The 18614-nt window shown below is 71.7% G+C and carries 12 protein-coding genes; 5 read left to right on the top strand and 7 right to left on the bottom strand.

The window, feature by feature from the left end; genetic code table 11:
• Positions 1–133 precede the first annotated feature (133 nt).
• Positions 134–886 (top strand): response regulator transcription factor, encoded by a 753-nt coding sequence (locus BX283_RS17795; RefSeq protein ID WP_101388568.1) that lies wholly within the window; start codon positions 134–136, stop codon positions 884–886.
• Between the two features lie 74 nt (positions 887–960).
• Here BX283_RS17795 and BX283_RS17790 read toward each other — a convergent pair whose 3' ends face one another.
• The gene (locus BX283_RS17790; protein ID WP_101388567.1) at positions 961–2130 is read right to left on the bottom strand and encodes a winged helix-turn-helix domain-containing protein; all 1170 of its coding nucleotides are present in this window, start codon (positions 2128–2130) and stop codon (positions 961–963) included.
• 94 nt (positions 2131–2224) lie between these two features.
• Complete coding sequence (locus tag BX283_RS17785; RefSeq protein ID WP_101388566.1) at positions 2225–2860, bottom strand: GNAT family N-acetyltransferase; 636 nt, start codon at positions 2858–2860, stop codon at positions 2225–2227.
• A 195-nt stretch (positions 2861–3055) separates the two neighbouring features.
• Here BX283_RS17785 and secA point away from each other — a divergent pair, with 195 nt between their 5' ends.
• The gene (gene secA, locus BX283_RS17780; protein ID WP_101388565.1) at positions 3056–5902 is read left to right on the top strand and encodes a preprotein translocase subunit SecA; all 2847 of its coding nucleotides are present in this window, start codon (positions 3056–3058) and stop codon (positions 5900–5902) included.
• Positions 5903–5932: 30 nt separating this feature from the next.
• On the opposite strand, the gene BX283_RS17775 is transcribed toward secA, so the two are convergent.
• Complete coding sequence (locus BX283_RS17775) at positions 5933–6391, bottom strand: Rv3235 family protein (RefSeq protein WP_257583043.1); 459 nt, start codon at positions 6389–6391, stop codon at positions 5933–5935.
• Positions 6392–6658: 267 nt separating this feature from the next.
• Between BX283_RS17775 and BX283_RS17770 the strand changes: the two genes are divergently transcribed.
• Together BX283_RS17770 and BX283_RS17765 are read left to right on the top strand one after the other, a co-directional pair.
• Complete coding sequence (locus BX283_RS17770) at positions 6659–7165, top strand: hypothetical protein (RefSeq protein ID WP_101388564.1); 507 nt, start codon at positions 6659–6661, stop codon at positions 7163–7165.
• A gap of 137 nt (positions 7166–7302) precedes the next feature.
• Positions 7303–7977 carry an HAD family hydrolase gene (locus BX283_RS17765; RefSeq protein ID WP_101388563.1) on the top strand — a complete coding sequence of 225 codons (675 nt, stop codon included), beginning with the start codon at positions 7303–7305 and terminating at the stop codon, positions 7975–7977.
• 160 nt (positions 7978–8137) lie between these two features.
• On the opposite strand, the gene BX283_RS17760 is transcribed toward BX283_RS17765, so the two are convergent.
• Positions 8138–8704, bottom strand: a complete 567-nt coding sequence (locus BX283_RS17760) for a DJ-1/PfpI family protein (RefSeq protein WP_101388562.1) — start codon at positions 8702–8704, stop codon at positions 8138–8140.
• 503 nt (positions 8705–9207) lie between these two features.
• Between BX283_RS17760 and BX283_RS17755 the strand changes: the two genes are divergently transcribed.
• Positions 9208–14178: an NAD-glutamate dehydrogenase gene (locus BX283_RS17755; protein ID WP_101388561.1), complete on the top strand. Its 4971-nt coding sequence runs from the start codon at positions 9208–9210 to the stop codon at positions 14176–14178.
• Between the two features lie 92 nt (positions 14179–14270).
• On the opposite strand, the gene BX283_RS17750 is transcribed toward BX283_RS17755, so the two are convergent.
• From BX283_RS17750 to BX283_RS17740, 3 genes are all read right to left on the bottom strand, one after another.
• A complete protein-coding gene (locus BX283_RS17750; protein ID WP_257584325.1) occupies positions 14271–16163 on the bottom strand; it encodes a serine/threonine-protein kinase in 1893 nt (630 codons plus the stop codon).
• Between the two features lie 80 nt (positions 16164–16243).
• Positions 16244–17281: a serine/threonine-protein kinase gene (locus BX283_RS17745; RefSeq protein ID WP_257583040.1), complete on the bottom strand. Its 1038-nt coding sequence runs from the start codon at positions 17279–17281 to the stop codon at positions 16244–16246.
• A gap of 67 nt (positions 17282–17348) precedes the next feature.
• On the bottom strand, positions 17349–18605 hold the full coding sequence (locus BX283_RS17740; RefSeq protein ID WP_101388559.1) for a glycosyltransferase family 87 protein: 1257 nt from the start codon (positions 18603–18605) through the stop codon (positions 17349–17351).
• Positions 18606–18614 lie beyond the last annotated feature (9 nt).

The following is an 18614-nucleotide window of genomic DNA, read 5'->3' as shown; positions in this document are numbered from 1 at the left end:
CACTGTGCGACCGGTGGACCACCGCTCTGTCGGCCGGGCATGAAATCATGGCGTCGCACGCCAACCGCTGCTCCCTGGAGCGCGGTTGGTGCAGCCACACCAACTCGGGCCATGGCCTTCAGGGGGAGGAACGATGGCAGACAGCTTCGGGCCGGTGCACCACGGGTCGGCCGCGGACGGTTCTGACGGGGCTCCCACCGGCATGGAAGCGGCCGGATCGCGCAAGGAGCCGATCCGGGTGCTGGTCGTCGACGACCACGCGCTGTTCCGCCGCGGCCTGGAGATCGTGCTGGCCGCGGAGGAGGACATCCAGGTCGTCGGCGAGGCGGGCGACGGGGCGGAGGCCGTGGACAAGGCCGCTGACCTGCTTCCCGACATCGTGCTGATGGACGTACGGATGCCGAGGCGCGGCGGGATCGAGGCCTGCACCTCCATCAAGGAGGTGGCCCCCAGCGCGAAGATCATCATGCTGACGATCAGCGACGAGGAGGCCGACCTCTACGACGCGATCAAGGCGGGCGCGACGGGCTACCTCCTCAAGGAGATCTCCACCGACGAGGTGGCGACCGCGATCCGGGCGGTGGCGGACGGCCAGTCCCAGATCAGCCCGTCGATGGCGTCGAAGCTGCTCACCGAGTTCAAGTCGATGATCCAGCGCACCGACGAGCGCCGGCTGGTGCCCGCGCCGCGGCTGACCGACCGCGAGCTGGAGGTGCTCAAGCTCGTCGCCACGGGGATGAACAACCGGGACATCGCCAAGGAGCTGTTCATCTCCGAGAACACGGTGAAGAACCACGTCCGCAACATCCTGGAGAAGCTGCAACTGCACTCCAGGATGGAGGCGGTGGTGTACGCGATGCGCGAGAAGATCCTGGAGATCCGCTAGCCGCCCTGGCCCGGCCGCCGCGCCCGCGGCGACGCCTCGGCTCGGGCAGCACCACCGCGCGGCGACGCCTCGGCTCAGGCCGCCGCGATCGCCGCCGTCAGCTCCCGGGCCAGCCCCGGGGTGTCGGCGCGCTCGATCCGTACGGCGTCGCAGCCCACCCACCGCGCCGCCTCCAGCAGGGCCTGGGCCATCGGGGCTATGGCCTTCGGCGTGTCCAGGGAGACCTGCTTGGCGACCAGCGTGCGGCCCTCGCGGGCCGGATCCGCGCGGCCGAGCAGCCTGCCGCCCGCCAGCAGGGGCATCGCGAAGTATCCGTACACCCGCTTCGGCTTGGGCGTGTAGGCCTCCAGGCGGTGGCTGAAGCCGAAGATCCGCTCGGTGCGCGCGCGGTCCCAGATGAGCGAGTCGAAGGGCGACAGGAGCGTCGTGCGGTGGCGTCCGCGCGGCTCGGTGGCCAGTGCCTGAGGGTCCGCCCAGGCGGCCTTGTCCCAGCCCTGGACGGTGACGGGCACCAGCCCGGAGTCAGCGATCACCGCGTCCACCTGCTCGCCCTTCAGGCGGTGGTAGTCCGCGATGTCCGCGCGCGTGCCGACGCCGAGGGAGCGGCCCGCCAGCGCGACGAGCCGGCGCAGGCACTCGGTGTCGTCCAGCTCGTCGTGGAGGAGGGCGTCCGGGATGGCGCGCTCGGCCAGGTCGTACACCCGCTTCCAGCCGCGTCGTTCGGTGCACACCACCTCGCCGTACATCAGCGCGCGCTCGACGGCGACCTTGGACTCGGACCAGTCCCACCACTCGCCCTTGTTCTTGGCGCCGCCCAAGTCCGTCGCGGTCAGCGGGCCTTCGGCCCGCAGCTGCTTGATCACCTGCTCGTACGCCCCGTCGGACAGGTCGTGGTGCCAGTGTGGGCGGGAGCGGTAGGCGCGGCGGCGGAAGGCGAAGTGCGGCCACTCCTCGACGGGCAGGATGCAGGCGGCGTGCGACCAGTACTCGAAGGCGTGGCCGTCCGTCCAGTACGCCTCGTCCACCGCCTTGCGGCCCACCGCGCCCAGGCGCGCGTACGGAATCAGCTCGTGCGACCGGGCGAGGACCGAGATCGTGTCGAGCTGGACCGCGCCCAGGTGGCGCAGCACGCCCCGCACCCCGCCTTTGCGGTCGGGGGCGCCCATGAATCCCTGGGCGCGCAGGGCGATGCGGCGGGCCTCGTCGGCGGAGAGTTGGGCGGCGGGACGCGGCAGGCTGGTCATGCTCCGCACGATAGACGGCGGCACTGACAATCCACCGGGGAGAGCCCCAGCCCGGGACCGCCTCGCCGACCTCACCGTCGCCGGGGCAAGCGCCTCACCCCCGGGACGGCAAGTACGCGCGCGTGGTGGGCAGGCCCAGGTCGCCGGGGAGCAGGCCGCCCACCCAGCTGTCACGGCGGGTGCCGCCGTGGACGAGGGCCGCGCGCAGGGTGCCTTCCATGGTGAAGCCCGCCTTCTCGGCCACCGCGCGCGAGGCCGTGTTGCCGACCTCCGCCCGCCACTCCAGGCGCTCGACGCCCGCCGACGTGAAGGCCCAGCGGGCCGCCGCCACCGCCGCCTCGGTCATATAGCCGCGGCCCCGGTGCTCCTTGGCCGCCCAGAACCCCAGCTCGGCGACGTTCTCGCCGCGGCGCATGACGCCGACCATCGCCACCAGCGCGCCCTCCGGCGTCGCCGCCTGAGCCTCACCGGCCCCGGTGGCCCCTTCGGCCTCGCACGTCCCGGAGGCCTCCCTGAGGAGTACCGCGAAGGTGAATTCGGAGTCGTCCCGCCAGCCGTTGGGCGCGAAGGTGCCGGTGAAGGCCTCGGCGTGCTCGCGCAGGTAGGGCGAGGGGACGGTGGTCCAGCGCTGGATGTCGGGGTCCTGACAGGCCGCGTACGCCGCGTCCGCGTCCTGCGGGCCGACGGGGCGCAGCAGCAGGCGCTCGGTGCTGAGGATGACTGGGTCCATCGGCTGATTCTCCGCGCCGGGCCGGAACGGACGCCAGGGCTTTTCGTGTTTCCCGGCACCTTCCGGGCGCCCTGTCCGTTGTCGTCATGGCAGACCTCCCGGCGCGGGCGGGTCCTCGCATACGATGGCCGTTGCCCAGAAGTAATCAACCGTACTCGACCGCGCCAGGCCCGACCGGCAAGGAGACCAACCCCCGTGTCCGTCCTTTCAAAGCTCATGCGTGCAGGCGAAGGCAAGATCCTGCGCAAGCTGCACCGCATCGCGGACCAGGTCAACTCCATCGAAGAGGACTTCGTGAACCTCTCCGACGCCGAGCTCCGTGCCCTCACCGACGAGTACAAGGAGCGGTACGCGAACGGGGAGAGCCTGGACGACCTGCTCCCGGAAGCCTTCGCCACCGTCCGCGAGGCCGCCAAGCGCGTCCTCGGACAGCGTCACTACGACGTCCAGATGATGGGCGGCGCCGCGCTGCACCTCGGCTACGTCGCCGAGATGAAGACCGGTGAGGGCAAGACCCTCGTCGGCACCCTCCCGGCGTACCTCAATGCGCTCTCCGGCAAGGGCGTGCACCTGATCACGGTCAACGACTACCTGGCCGAGCGCGACTCCGAGATGATGGGCCGCGTGCACCGGTTCCTCGGCCTCGAGGTCGGCTGCATCCTGGCCAACATGTCGCCCGCCGAGCGCCGCGCGCAGTACGCCTGCGACATCACGTACGGCACGAACAACGAGTTCGGCTTCGACTACCTGCGCGACAACATGGCGTGGTCCCAGGAGGAGCTCGTCCAGCGCGGTCACAACTTCGCGATCGTAGACGAGGTCGACTCCATCCTGGTCGACGAGGCGCGTACGCCGCTGATCATCTCCGGCCCGGCCGACCAGGCCACCAAGTGGTACGGCGACTTCGCCAAGCTGGTCACGCGCCTCACCAAGGGTGAGGCGGGCAACCCGCTCAAGGGCATCGAGGAGACCGGCGACTACGAGGTCGACGAGAAGAAGCGCACCGTCGCCATCCACGAGCCCGGCGTCGCCAAGGTCGAGGACTGGCTGGGCATCGACAACCTCTACGAGTCGGTGAACACCCCGCTCGTCGGTTACCTGAACAACGCCATCAAGGCGAAGGAACTGTTCAAGAAGGACAAGGACTACGTCGTCATGGACGGCGAAGTCATGATCGTCGACGAGCACACCGGCCGTATCCTCGCCGGCCGCCGCTACAACGAGGGCATGCACCAGGCGATCGAGGCGAAGGAAGGGGTGGACATCAAGGACGAGAACCAGACCCTCGCCACGATCACCCTGCAGAACTTCTTCCGCCTCTACAAGCGCCACGACCACGACGGCAAGGAACAGCCGGGCCTCTGCGGTATGACCGGTACGGCGATGACCGAGGCGGCCGAGTTCCACCAGATCTACAAGCTCGGTGTCGTCCCGATCCCGACCAACCGCCCGATGGTCCGCAAGGACCAGTCCGACCTGATCTACCGCACCGAGGTCGCGAAGTTCGAGGCGGTCGTCGACGACATCGCCGAGAAGCACGAGAAGGGCCAGCCGATCCTGGTCGGCACCACCTCGGTCGAGAAGTCCGAGTACCTCTCGCAGCAGCTCTCCAAGCGCGGCATCCAGCACGAAGTGCTGAACGCCAAGCAGCACGACCGGGAGGCGACGATCGTCGCCCAGGCGGGCCGCAAGGGCGCCGTCACGGTCGCCACGAACATGGCCGGCCGAGGCACCGACATCAAGCTCGGCGGCAACCCGGACGACCTCGCCGAGGCGGAGCTGCGCCAGCGCGGCCTGGACCCGGTGGAGCACGTCGAGGAGTGGGCGCACGCGCTGCCCGCCGCCCTGGAGAAGGCCGAGCAGGCCGTCAAGGCCGAGTTCGAAGAGGTCAAGGAGCTCGGCGGGCTCTACGTACTGGGCACCGAGCGGCACGAGTCGCGCCGTATCGACAACCAGCTGCGCGGCCGCTCCGGCCGTCAGGGCGACCCGGGCGAGTCCCGCTTCTACCTGTCGCTCGGCGACGACCTGATGCGCCTGTTCAAGGCCCAGATGGTCGAGCGCGTCATGTCGATGGCGAACGTGCCGGACGACGTGCCGATCGAGAACAAGATGGTGACGCGCGCGATCGCGTCGGCCCAGTCGCAGGTCGAGCAGCAGAACTTCGAGACGCGCAAGAACGTCCTGAAGTACGACGAGGTGCTCAACCGCCAGCGCGAGGTCATCTACGGCGAGCGCCGCCGCGTCCTGGAGGGCGAGGACCTGCACGAGCAGGTGCAGCACTTCATGGACGACACCATCGACGCCTACATCCAGGCGGAGACCGTCGAGGGCTTCGCCGAGGAGTGGGACCTGGACCGGCTGTGGGGCGCCTTCAAGCAGCTCTACCCGGTGAAGGTCACCGTGGAGGAGCTGGAGGAGGCGGCGGGCGACCGCGCGGGCATCACCGCCGAGTTCATTGCCGAGTCCATCAAGGACGACATCCACGAGCAGTACGCGGCGCGCGAGGAGCAGCTCGGCTCCGAGATCATGCGTGAGCTGGAGCGGCGCGTGGTCCTCTCGGTGCTCGACCGCAAGTGGCGCGAGCACCTCTACGAGATGGACTACCTCCAGGAGGGCATCGGCCTGCGGGCCATGGCGCAGAAGGACCCGCTGGTCGAGTACCAGCGCGAGGGCTTCGACATGTTCAACGCCATGATGGACGGCATCAAGGAGGAGTCCGTCGGCTATCTGTTCAACCTGGAGGTCCAGGTCGAGCAGCAGGTCGAGGAGGTCCCGGTCGAGGACGCGGCGCCCTCCGACAAGCCGTCCCTGGAGAAGGAGCCGGCCGGGGCGCGTCCGGAGATCCGGGCCAAGGGCCTGGACGCCCCGCAGCGCCCGGACCGCCTGCACTTCTCCGCCCCGACGGTGGACGGCGAGGGCGGTGTCGTCGAGGGCGACTTCGACAACGGCGACGAGCCGGCCCGCTCCGAGGCGGACGGCATGACCCGCGCGGAGCGCCGCAAGGCCCAGAAGAGCACGGGCGGCCGCCGCCGCAAGAAGTAGCCGCGAGGCGCGTCCCAGAGGCGCGCGCAGTCACCGGGTGGGGCCGGGCACCGTGCGGGTGCCCGGCCCCACTTCTACGGCCGCACAGCGCCAGCGCAGGTCGGCGCCCTGCTCCAGACGGAAGGCCATGGCGCGTACGTGGTCGCCCGCGCCGATGCGCGCGAAGGCCTCGATGACGCCCGGCTGGGGCACGTACTCGTCGCAGTGCCGCACCACCGGCCGGCACGAGGCTCGCAGCGGGCTGGCCGGGGCGAGCAGCACCAGTTGCTCGTAGGCCTCGCCGACGGTGTGCCCCAGCATCCAGTGGACCGGGCGGTGGCCGCTGAGGACGGCGAGCAGGCGCTCCGCGAACCAGTAGCGGGGCAGCCGCTGCCGCCGTGCGTACGCGGAGCCGGCGCCCGGCCTGCCGGGCCCCACGCGGTCGCTGCGCCCCGCGGGCCGGGTCCTGTCGCTCCGCACGTCGGCCCGCGTCCTGTCGGTCCTGTTCATCTCTGTCGCCCCCTTTGATACCGGCGAGTAGCTTTCTGTTGGGGATCTTGTACGGGGGCGGCGACGCCGGTCGCAAGGGCGGCGGGGCGGGCGGGGCGGGGCTCGGGAGATTCACCTATCAGGGTGATCCGGGGCCCTGCGGGGCCGGTGGCGGCGGGGAATCCGGCGCCGCGCGTCCCGAGATCCCGGACGCCGCGCGGGCAACCCGAAGGGGGACTCCCGCACGTATCCTGAGTGCGTCTTCCGACCAGAAAAGAGCGGCCTGTCATGCGCGTGTACCTTCCTCTGACCCTCCCTGGTCTCGCGACGGCGCACACGGCGGGAGAGCTCGGCCCCGGCCCGCTGACCGCCTACGCCGTCACGCCCGGGCTGCGCGAGTGGTACGTCTCGGACGACATCGAGGAGCTGGAGTACGCGGCGCTGAGCCGGGCCGCGGCGGCCTCGCTGCGCCTCCTCGCCGGGGACCCGGAGGCCGCCAGGCGCCGGGTCGTGGTCGCCGTGGACGTCCCCGACGGGGCCGCCTCCGCGGACCCCGACCGCGGCCTGGACGCGAGTGCGCTGGGCGAGGTGCGCGTCTCCGGCCCGGTGCCGCTGGCCAAGGCGGCCGCGGTGCACGTGGACGCGGACGACGCGGTCACCGACGTCGCCGCGGCGGCCGACGCGCTGGGCGCGGCGGACCGGGGCGACGACGACGCGCAGTTCACGGTCGACGGCGCCGAGGACCACGAGCTGCTGTGGTTCGGGGTGCAGGAGATCCCCAACCTGATCGGCTGAGGGCGCGGCAGAACCCCCTCGGCCGCGTGCGGGAGATCCCCCGCCGGATCCGCCGACAGCCCGGCTGACCTGCGCTCTTGGGCACCTGATGGGCAGGAGCGGGGTCCGTTGTCAGTGGGGGTGGGTACCGTTCTGGCATGGGGAAGCGCACGACGCATCTGGTCTGGGACTGGAACGGCACACTGCTCGACGACATCACCGCGGTCATCGAGGCGACCAACGCCGCCTTCGCGGAGCTCGGCCTGGAGCCGATCACGCTGGAGCGGTACCGCGAGCTGTACTGCGTGCCGATACCCCGCTTCTACGAGCGGCTGATGGGGCGGCTGCCGACCGAGGCGGAGTGGCTCGTGATGGACGAGGCGTTCCACAAGCACTACTGGCTCCGGGCGGACGCCTGCGCGCTCACGGCGGGCGCGGCCGAGCTGCTCGCCGCGCGCCGCGCGGCCGGGCGCAGCCAGTCGCTGCTTTCGATGGCGCCGCACGAGCACCTGGTGCCGATCGTGCACAGGCACGGCATCACCGAGCACTTCCTGCGCGTCGACGGGCGCACCGGCCCCTCGCACGGCAGCAAGGCCGAGCACATGGTCCGGCATCTGACGCTGCTGCAAGAGGCGGGCGAGGGGATATCCGCCGACCGGGTCGTGGTGATCGGGGACGCGGTGGACGACGCCGTGGCCGCGGCGCACGTCGGCGCGCGGGCGGTGCTGTTCACCGGCGGGTCGCACAGCCGGGCCAGCCTCGCACTGGCGGGGGTGCCGGTGGTGGACACGCTGGCGGAGGCGGTCGAGACGGCGGAGCTGCTGGCGGGCTGACCGGCCTCGTACGGACGTGGCGGGCTCTGCGGGCACGGGGGAGGCTCCCGGGTGGTGCGGGACGCCCGGAGACGCCCCGCACGCGGCGCTGAGGGCCGCCTGGCGGCGAGAGCCCGGCCTCCGGGGCGCCCTGGGGTGCCCGGAGAGGGCCGCGCCCCGGTTACGTCACCGGCGCCTTCGCCCGCAGCACGGTGAGGAACTCCCGCATCCAGGTGGAGTGGTCCGGCCAGGCGCGGGCGGAGACCAGGGTGCCGTCGACGACCGTTTCCGCGTCGCGGAAGCTGGCGCCGGCGGCCTGCATGTCGAGTTCGAGGGCGGGGTACGCGGTGACCCGGCGGCCGCTGAGGCCGCCGATCGCGGCGGTCAGGAGGGGGCCGTGACAGATCTGGGCGACCGGCTTGTCCGTGTCGAAGAAGGCTTTGAGGATCTTGCGCAGCTCGGGGTCGTTGCGCAGGTATTCGGGCGCCCGGCCGCCCGGGATCACCAGTGCGGCGTACTGGCCGGGATCGACTTCCGAGAAGGCCAGGTCGGCGGGCCAGGTGTAGCCCGGCTTCTCGGTGTACGTGTCGAAGCCCGGCTCGAAGTCGTGGACCACGAACTGGAGCTTCTTGCGGGCGGGGGCGGCGATGTGGACGTCGTAGCCCTCCTCGCGCAGCCGCTGGTAGGGGTAGAGGACCTCCAGCGACTCCGCCGCGTCGCCGGTCACGATCAGGATCTTGGCTGCCATCGGTGCTCCCGGAGTCGACCGTGCGTGCCTGGCTCGTACAGGGTGCGCGGGGCTGTTCGCCCCGCCGTTCCTCGGGGTCTGCGCGGTGCGGCGCGCGGTGCCGCTCGGCGCACCGCGCGTACGGGGCAAACGTGCCCCGGCCCGGCCGGTTTGCCAAGAGGGCACGCGGACGGCGCGCGTCGCTGTCCAGAGTGTCAAACTTCGGGCCCTGCTTTTGTACACATACGGCTCATGACGGTTCGGGGGGAAGGGGCGATAGCCTTGACCCGTGATCAGCGCGATATCCCGCAGGGGCACTGACGCCCCTGCCCTGCGCCCGGAGTGCCACAGTGCCCGGGCCCTCGCTGATTCCCGTATCCCGGGCCCTTCGCCGAAAATGGCCAATAACGACCCGGGCATCTCTCATCGCGGCATAACGTCGACTCCGACCGGACACCCCGCGTCGTGGCGTTGCGCTGCTTCTACCTACGTCACGCAACGGCGCGCGACAGGAGCCAGAGGACATGCAGACCAAGCTGGACGAAGCCAAGGCCGAGCTGCTCGCACGGGCCGCCCGGGTAGCTGAGAACAGCCCGGTGGGGGGCCCCGGCGGTCTGGGGGGCGCCCCCCAGGACCGGGCAGCCACTACCGGGACCGCGGGGGAGGAAGGTCCCGGCGGGGACGCCGTCCTCGGGTACCTCCAGCGCTACTACCTGCACACCGCTCCCGAGGACCTGACCGGCCGCGACCCGGAGGACATCTTCGGTGCGGCCCTGTCGCACTACAGGCTGGCCGAAAACCGCCCCCAGGGCACCGCGAGCGTGCGGGTGCACACCCCGACCGTCGAGGAGAACGGCTGGACGTGCAGCCACTCGGTCGTCGAGGTCGTCACCGACGACATGCCCTTCCTCGTGGACTCCGTCACCAACGAGCTCTCCCGCCAGAGCCGCGGCATCCACGTCGTGATCCACCCGCAGGTCGTGGTCCGCCGCGACCTCACCGGCAAGCTCATCGAGGTCCTGGACACCGGCGCCCAGACCAGTGGCCTGCCGCACGACGCGCTCACCGAGTCGTGGATCCACGTCGAGATCGACCGCGAGACCGACCGCGCCGACCTGAAGCAGATCACCGCCGACCTGCTGCGGGTGCTGTCCGACGTACGGGAAGCCGTCGAGGACTGGGAGAAGATGCGCGACTCCGCGCTGCGCATCGCCGACGAGCTGCCCAAGGAGCCCAAGGCGGGCGACCTGCGCGACGAGGAGGTGGACGAGGCCCGGGAGCTGCTGCGCTGGCTCTCCGACGACCACTTCACCTTCCTCGGCTACCGCGAGTACGAGCTGCGCGAGGACGACTCGCTGGCGGCCGTGCCCGGCACCGGCCTCGGCATCCTGCGCTCCGACCCGCAGCACGGGGGCGACGACAGCCACCCGGTGAGCCCGTCCTTCGAGCGGCTGCCCGCCGACGCGCGCGCCAAGGCCCGCGAGCACAAGCTCCTGGTGCTGACCAAGGCCAACAGCCGGGCCACCGTGCACCGGCCCTCCTACCTCGACTACGTCGGGGTGAAGAAGTTCGACGACAACGGCAACGTGGTCGGCGAGCGCCGCTTCCTCGGCCTGTTCTCCTCGGCCGCGTACACCGAGTCGGTCCGCCGCGTCCCGGTCGTGCGCCGCAAGGTCGACGAGGTGCTGCGCGGCGCCGGGTTCTCGCCCAACAGCCACGACGGCCGCGACCTGCTCCAGATCCTGGAGACCTACCCGCGCGACGAGCTGTTCCAGACCCCGGCCGACCAGCTGCGGTCCATCGTCACCTCGGTGCTCTACCTCCAGGAGCGCCGCCGGCTGCGCCTCTACCTGCGTCAGGACGAGTACGGGCGCTACTACTCGGCGCTGATCTACCTGCCCCGCGACCGCTACACCACGGGCGTGCGGCTGCGGCTCATCGACATCCTGAAGGAGGAGCTCGGCGGCACCAGCGTCGACTTCACCGCCTGGAACACCGAGTCGATCCTGTCCCGGCTCCACTTCGTGGTGCGGGTGCCCGCCGGCACCGAGCTGCCCGACCTCACCGACGCCGACACCGAGCGCATCGAGACCCGCCTGGTGGAGGCCGCCCGCTCCTGGGCCGACGGCTTCTCGGACGCGCTGAACGCCGAGTGCGGCGAGGAGCGCGCCGCCGAGCTGCTGCGCCGCTACGGCCACGCCTTCCCCGAGGGCTACAAGGCCGACCACTCGCCGCGCGCCGCCGTGGCCGACCTGGTCCACCTGGAGCAGCTCACCCACGGCCGCAAGGACTTCGCGCTCTCGCTGTACGAGCCGGTCAACGCGGCGCCCGGCGAGCGCCGGTTCAAGATCTACCGCATCGGCGAGCAGGTCTCGCTCTCGGCCGTGCTGCCGGTCCTCCAGCGCCTGGGCGTCGAGGTCACCGACGAGCGCCCCTACGAGCTGCGCTGCGCCGACCGCACGCACGCGTGGATCTACGACTTCGGCCTGCGCCTGCCGAAGAAGCTCAACGGCAACGGCGACTACCTCGCGGACGACGCCCGCGAGCGCTTCCAGGAGGCCTTCGCCGCCACCTGGACCGGCGCCGCCGAGAACGACGGCTTCAACTCGCTGGTGCTGCGCGCCGGGCTCAACTGGCGCCAGGCGATGGTGCTGCGCGCCTACGCCAAGTACCTGCGCCAGGCCGGTTCGACCTTCAGCCAGGACTACATGGAGGACACCCTCCGCGACAACGTCCACACCACCCGGCTGCTGGTCTCGCTCTTCGAGGCGCGGATGTCGCCGGGCCGCCAGAGCGCGGGCACCGAGCTCATCGACGGTCTGCTCGAAGAGCTGGACGGCGCGCTCGACCAGGTCGCCTCGCTCGACGAGGACCGCATCCTGCGCTCCTTCCTCACCGTGATCAAGGCGACGCTGCGGACGAACTACTTCCAGAAGAACGCGGAGGGCAACCCCCACGCGTACGTCTCGATGAAGTTCGACCCGCAGGCCATCCCGGACCTGCCGGCGCCCCGCCCGGCGTTCGAGATCTGGGTGTACTCGCCGCGCGTCGAGGGCGTGCACCTGCGCTTCGGCAAGGTCGCGCGCGGTGGTCTGCGCTGGTCCGACCGCCGCGAGGACTTCCGTACGGAGATCCTCGGCCTGGTCAAGGCGCAGATGGTGAAGAACACCGTCATCGTGCCGGTCGGCGCCAAGGGCGGCTTCGTCGCCAAGCAGCTCCCGGACCCGTCCGTGGACCGCGACGCGTGGCTGGCCGAGGGCATCGCCTCGTACAAGACGTTCATCTCGGCACTGCTCGACATCACCGACAACCTGGTGGCGGGCGAGGTCGTGCCGCCGTCCGACGTGGTGCGCCACGACGAGGACGACACCTACCTGGTGGTCGCCGCCGACAAGGGCACCGCGACCTTCTCGGACATCGCCAACGACGTGGCGATCAGCTACGACTTCTGGCTCGGCGACGCGTTCGCCTCCGGCGGCTCCGCCGGATACGACCACAAGGGCATGGGCATCACCGCGCGCGGTGCCTGGGAGTCCGTCAAGCGGCACTTCCGCGAGCTCGGCCACGACAGCCAGACCCAGGACTTCACGGTCGTGGGCGTCGGTGACATGTCCGGTGACGTGTTCGGCAACGGCATGCTGCTCTCCGAGCACATCCGCCTGGTCGCCGCGTTCGACCACCGCCACATCTTCATCGACCCGGCTCCGGACGCGGCCGTCTCGTACGCCGAGCGCCGCCGGCTGTTCGACCTGCCCCGCAGCTCCTGGGCGGACTACAACAAGGAGCTGCTGTCCACGGGCGGCGGCATCCACCCGCGTACCGCCAAGTCGATCCCGGTCAACGCGCAGATGCGCGCTGCCCTCGGCATCGAGCAGGGCATCACCAAGCTGACGCCCGCCGAGCTGATGCAGGCGATCCTCAAGGCGCCGGTGGACCTGCTGTGGAACGGCGGCATCGGTACGTATGTGAAGTCGTCCGCCGAGTCCAACGCGGACGTCGGCGACAAGGCCAACGATGCGATCCGCGTCAACGGCGAGGACCTGCGGGTCAAGGTCGTCGGCGAGGGCGGCAACCTGGGCCTGACCCAGCTCGGCCGGATCGAGTTCGACCGCAACGGCGGCAAGGTCAACACCGACGCGATCGACAACAGCGCGGGCGTGGACACCTCCGACCACGAGGTGAACATCAAGATCCTGCTCAACGGCCTGGTCACCGACGGCGACATGACCGTCAAGCAGCGCAACAAGATCCTCGCCCAGATGACCGACGAGGTCGGCAGGCTGGTGCTGCGCAACAACTACGCGCAGAACACGGCCCTGGCCAACGCGGTCGCGCAGTCGCCCTCGCTGCTCCACGCCCACCAGCGGTTCATGCGCCGCCTCGGGCGCGACGGCCACCTGGACCGCGGCCTCGAGTTCCTGCCGACCGACCGCCAGATCCGCGAGCTGCTCAGCAACGGGCGCGGGCTCAGCCAGCCCGAGCTCGCCGTCCTGCTCGCGTACACCAAGATCACGGTGGCCGACGAGCTGATCCACACGGACCTGCCGGACGACCCGTACCTGCAGAAGCTGCTCCACGCGTACTTCCCGAAGCAGCTGCGCGAGAAGTTCCCCGAGGCCATCGACGGGCACGCGCTGCGCCGCGAGATCGTCACCACGGTCCTGGTCAACGACACGGTCAACACCGGTGGTTCGACCTTCCTGCACCGACTGCGGGAGGAGACCGGCGCGTCCATGGAGGAGATCGTCCGGGCGCAGACCGCGGCCCGCGAGATCTTCGGCCTGAACGCGGTGTGGGACGCGGTCGAGGCGCTCGACAACAAGGTCGACGCCGACGTCCAGACCCGCATCCGGCTCCACTCGCGCCGGCTGGTCGAGCGCGGCACGCGCTGGCTGCTCAACAACCGGCCGCAGCCGCTCCAGATCGCCGAGACCATCGCGGACTTCGGCGAGGGCGTCGAGAAGGTCTGGGGCGAGCTGGCGAATCTGCTCAAGGGCGCGGACCTGGAGTGGTACCAGTCGATCCTGGACGAGCTCACCGCGGCCGGTGTGCCGGACGAGCTCGCGCGGCGGGTCGCCGGGTTCTCCTCCGCGTTCCCGTCGCTCGACGTCGTGGCGATCTCGGGCCGCACCGGCAAGGACCCGCTGGCCGTCGCCGAGGTGTACTACGACCTCGCGGACCGGCTGCGGATCACCCAGCTGATGGACCGGATCATCGAGCTGCCGCGGGCCGACCGCTGGCAGTCGATGGCCCGCGCCTCCATCCGCGAGGACCTGTACGCGGCGCACGCGGGTCTCACCCAGGACGTGCTCTCGGTCGGCAACGGCACGTCGTCGCCCGAGCAGCGGTTCAAGGCGTGGGAGGACAAGAACGCGGCGATCCTCGGCCGTGCGCGCACGACGCTGGAGGAGATCCAGGGGTCGGACGCGTTCGACCTGGCGAACCTGTCGGTGGCGATGCGGACGATGCGGACGCTGCTGCGTACGCACAGCTGAGCGAGGGCTGACGGCTGAGTGCTGACGGCTGAGGGGCGGCCACCGGTGGAAACCGGTGGCCGCCCCTCACGCGTACGTGGCGTGCTGCCCGTCTAGCGCGTCGCCTTCCAGAGCGTCACCGTGCCCTCGAACGCCGGGATGTCCTTGTCCGTGGACGGGGTCACCTTGGTGATCTTCCACATGGCCAGATTGCCCTTGGTGGTCACCGAGCACATGGTGTCGCCCGCCTTGATCAGGTGGTCGTCGTTGAGCGCCTGGGCCGTGGCGGATTTGGGCAGCGGGTTCTGCAGGGCGCCCTCGCGGCACAGCTCCGGCGTGGTGCCGTTCGCCTTGCCGAGTGCCTGCTTGAAGTCCAGCCGGTCGTCACGCGCCTCGAACTCGGTGTTGTCGTAGGCGAGCTTGCCGGTCGGGTCCACCGCCGGGACGTCGAAGTCGATCTGCGTGGTGGAGAGCGACTCCGGCGTCCGCACGGTGATCGGCTTGTCCTGGAAGACCACCGTGTACGTGACGTTGGCGGGCGGCACCGAACTGTCGTCGCTCGCGCCGTCCGAGGGCGTCGAGTCCGCCGCCGGGGACTGCTTCGGCGGGTTCTTCGCCGCGGGCGACTGCGTCGTACCGCCCTTGGCCTCGGTGTCGTCGTCCTTCTTGCCCTTGGTGAACCAGACCGCCGCGGCCGCGCCCGCGCCGACGGCCACGACCAGGGCGGCCGCCATGAGGACGGTACGGATCCGGCGCTTCGGCTTCTTCTGCGGCGTGCTCGGCGCCGGGGCGGGCGCCTGGACGTGGGCCTGGGGGTGGGTGGGCGCGGGGGGCTGCTGGGCCGTGCCGTAGCCCGCGCCGAATCCCGTGTCGTACGGGGACGGGGCGCCGTACGCCGCCGTGCCGTATCCGGGAACGGCGCCGGTCTGCGGGCCGGTCTGCGGGCCGGTCTGCGGGGCGGGCATCGGCTGGGGATGGGCGGCCGGGGGCACCGTCGGCGGGGCCTGCGGGGCCGACTGCGGCGGGGCCGGGGGCATCGCCGGGGCCGCCGTGGGCGGCAGCGGGGGCTGGGCCGGGGTGGGCTTCGGCGGCGCCGCGGCCGCCTGCTCGCTGCGGGCGATCTCCGCCGCCACCGCCTGCGGCAGCCAGCCGGTGAAGTCGCGCAGACCGCGCCCCGACGCCTGCTCGCAGAGCGGGGCGAGGTCGGCCGGGGTGATGCGCTGCGCCGGGTCGGCGGTCAGCGTGCACTCCAGGAGCGGGCGCAGCTCGGCCGGGTAGCCGCTCAGGTCCGGCGGGCGGTGCGCGGAGTTGGCGATCTGCGCGGCCACGGTGATGGCGCCGCCGTCGCCGTACGGGTGGCGGCCGGTCGCCGCGACGGCGGCGATCAGACCGAGCGAGAACACATCGGTGGCGGGCGTGAGCTGCTCGCCCAGCGCGTGCTCCGGCGACATGTACTGCGGCGTGCCGATCATGCCGCCGCTCGCGGTGAGCTGGGTGGCGTCGGCGGCGCGCGCGATGCCGAAGTCGATCACGTACGGACCGCCGGAGCCGAGCAGCACATTGCTGGGCTTGAGATCGCGGTGGATCACCCCGGCGGCGTGCACGGCGGTCAGCGCCTGCGCCGCGCAGCCGACGAGCTGGAAGACGGCGGGCAGCGGCAGCGGGCCGAACGAGGTCAGCGCGTCGTGCAGCGACAGGCCCGGCACGTACTGCGTGGCGAGCCAAGGCTGGGCGCCGCTGGTGTCGTGGTCCACCACCGGCACGATGTGGTAGCCCTGCACCCGGCGGGCGGCCTGCACCTCCTGCTCGAAGCGGCGGCGGAAGTCGGCGTCCTGGCCGTACTCCCGGCGGATCACCTTGAGCGCGACCGGCTGTCCGCCGCGGGTGTGCGAGAGGTAGACCGTGCCCATGCCGCCCTCGCCGATACGGGCGAGGAGCTGGTAGCCGGCGGTCTCGCGCGGGTCCTCGGGCCCGAGTGGACTGAGTGTGTCGCCGGATCTGCTGATGGTTCCTCCCCCGATCGTGGCACCCGACGTGCCGTCAACTCCTGCGGGCGCAGAGCCTACGCGGACGGCGGTCGCCGGTACTACTCAGCTTCGGAACGCCTGGTCCCGCGCACCCGCCGGATGAACTCGGCCGCGTCGGGATCACGGACCGTCAGCGGCGCCGTCGCGGGCATCGCCGGAACCGTCGGGGCGTCCGGCAGCGCCATCCGCAGCCGGGCCGCCGCCTCCCTGGTGGCGATCGCGGCCAGATGCGGCGCGGGCAGCCAGCCGGCGAAGTCGAGCGGGCCCCGGCCGGACAGCCGACGGCACAGCGCGGCCAGCTCGGCCGCCGCGGGCCGGTCTTCGGGCCGGGCGGCCAGACAGCTCCGCAGCACCTCGCGCAGCGGTTCGGGGTACGGCGTGAGGTCCGCCGGCTCGCGGTCGGTGCCGGCGATGCGCGCGGCGACGGCCAGGGCGCTGCCCCTCCCGTACGGATGCCGCCCGGTGGCGGCGAGACCGGCGAGCAGTCCGAGCGCGAAGACGTCGGCGGCCGGGGTGAGTTCACGTCCGAGGGCGTGCTCGGGCGACATGTACTTCGGGGTGCCCACCAGCCGTCCGGTGGTGGTGAGCCGGACCGCCCCGGCGGCCTTGGCTATGCCGAAGTCGAGCAGCCAGGGGCCGTCGGCGGCGAGCAGCAGGTTGCCGGGCTTCACATCGCGGTGGATCACCCCGGCGTGGTGCACGGAGTCCAGTGCGCGGGCCGCGCAGGCGAGCAGGTGCAGCACGGCCCCGGGCGGCAGCGGTCCGTGCGCCTCCAGGGCGTCGTCGAGCGGGATGCCCGGGATGTAGCGGGTGGCGAGCCAGGGACGGGGGCCCTGCGCCGAGTGGTCCAGGACGGGGGCGACATGGGCCCCGTACACCCGCTGGGCGGCCTCGACCTCGCGCGCGAAGCGGCGGCGGAACTCCTCGTTCTCCGCGTACTCCCTGCGGATCAGTTTCAGTGCCACCGGCTGGTTGCCCCGGGTGCGGGAGAGGTAGGCCGTGCCCATGCCGCCCTCGCCGATGCGGGCTTCGAGGACATAGCCGGAGATCTGGCGCGGGTCGTCCGCGCGCAGCGGCGCGAAACGCGTGTCGGACACCCCGATCCCCCTTCCCCCAGGGCCTCTTGCGGTGCTGCCGAGGCCTTCCTGCCGATCGGGAACGAGACTATCGCGGCCCACTGACAACGGGCCGCGCGACCGTCGCCGTCCACAGGCGGCGGCAGGAGAGCAGCGCGGCGCCGAGCAGCAGTGTGTTGCGCAGGACCATCAGCGAGGTGCCCACCGCGGTCCCGGCCATGACCTGGTCGTACAGGGTCGGGAAGGCGAGGGCGCTGAGGGCCGCGGCGGGCAGTGTCAGGAGGGCGACGGGCCGCTGGCTGGTCTGGCGGGAGGTCAGGCACACGGCGGCGAGGCCGAGCAGCCAGACCAGGTACTGCGGGCTGATCACCCGGCTGGTCACGGTGAACAGCAGGACAGCGCAGAGCGCCGCGTCCGCCGGGGTGGCCGCCGTCCACCGGCACGCCCTGACCCGCCACAGCAGCAGCCAGCAGAACGCGACGGCGGTCAGGGCGAGCGCCAGCCGTGCCACGCTCGACACATACGGGCCGGTGAACTCCATCGCCCCGTACCGGTAGACGACCCGGCCGGGCCAGTGCGCGAAGAGGTGCGCGAGCTGGAGGGCGGTGCCGCCGAGGGACTCGATCTGGACACCCCGGTTCCCCTGCTGGCGCAGGAAGTCGAGGGTGTGGCTGAAGCCGAGGGCGAGGACGGCGAGCAGGGCGGCGGCCGCGCCGAGCGCCGCCGTCCACGACGCGCGCGTGGTGCGACCGCGCGGGGTGCCGAGCAGGGTCAGGGCGGGCCAGACCTTGACGAGGGCGCCGAGGCCCGCGAGCGCCCCGCCGAGCCGCGGTCTGCGCCGTACGCAGAGCAGGGCGGCCACGGCCGGGGCGGTGACCAGGACGTCGTAGCGGCCGTACGGGAGGTGCAGCAGCAGCGGCAGGCCGCCCACCCAGGTCCACGCCCCCGCCGGGCTGCCGCCCGCCCGGGCCCCGGCCCGTACCAGCGCGAAGGCGATCAGCGCGTCGGCGGCCAGGGTCAGCGCGACGAATGCCTGGAAGAAGGTCAGGAACGGCAGCAGCGAGGGGGCGAGGATCACCGCGCCCGCGCCCGGCGGGTACTGCCAGGTGGGGTCGCCGTATGGGAAGTGACCGGCTGTCAGCTGTTCGTACCACTGGCGGTACAGGACATACACCTCGCCGGTCACCCCGCCGACGCCGATCGAGTCGTCGACGAGGAGGTAGAGCATCACCGCGCGCGTGGCGAGCCAGGTGGCGGCGACGGCGGCGTACCGGGTGCGGCGGCCTGCGGCGCCCGGGTCGGGGGCGGCGGACGGGGCGGGGATGCGCAGCTGCTGGGTCGTCATCGACCAGGA

It is taken from the genome of Streptomyces sp. TLI_146, assembly GCF_002846415.1.
Lineage (GTDB): Bacteria > Actinomycetota > Actinomycetes > Streptomycetales > Streptomycetaceae > Streptomyces.
Note: the sequence above shows the minus strand (reverse complement) of the source record. Positions and strands in the feature narration are given on the sequence as shown.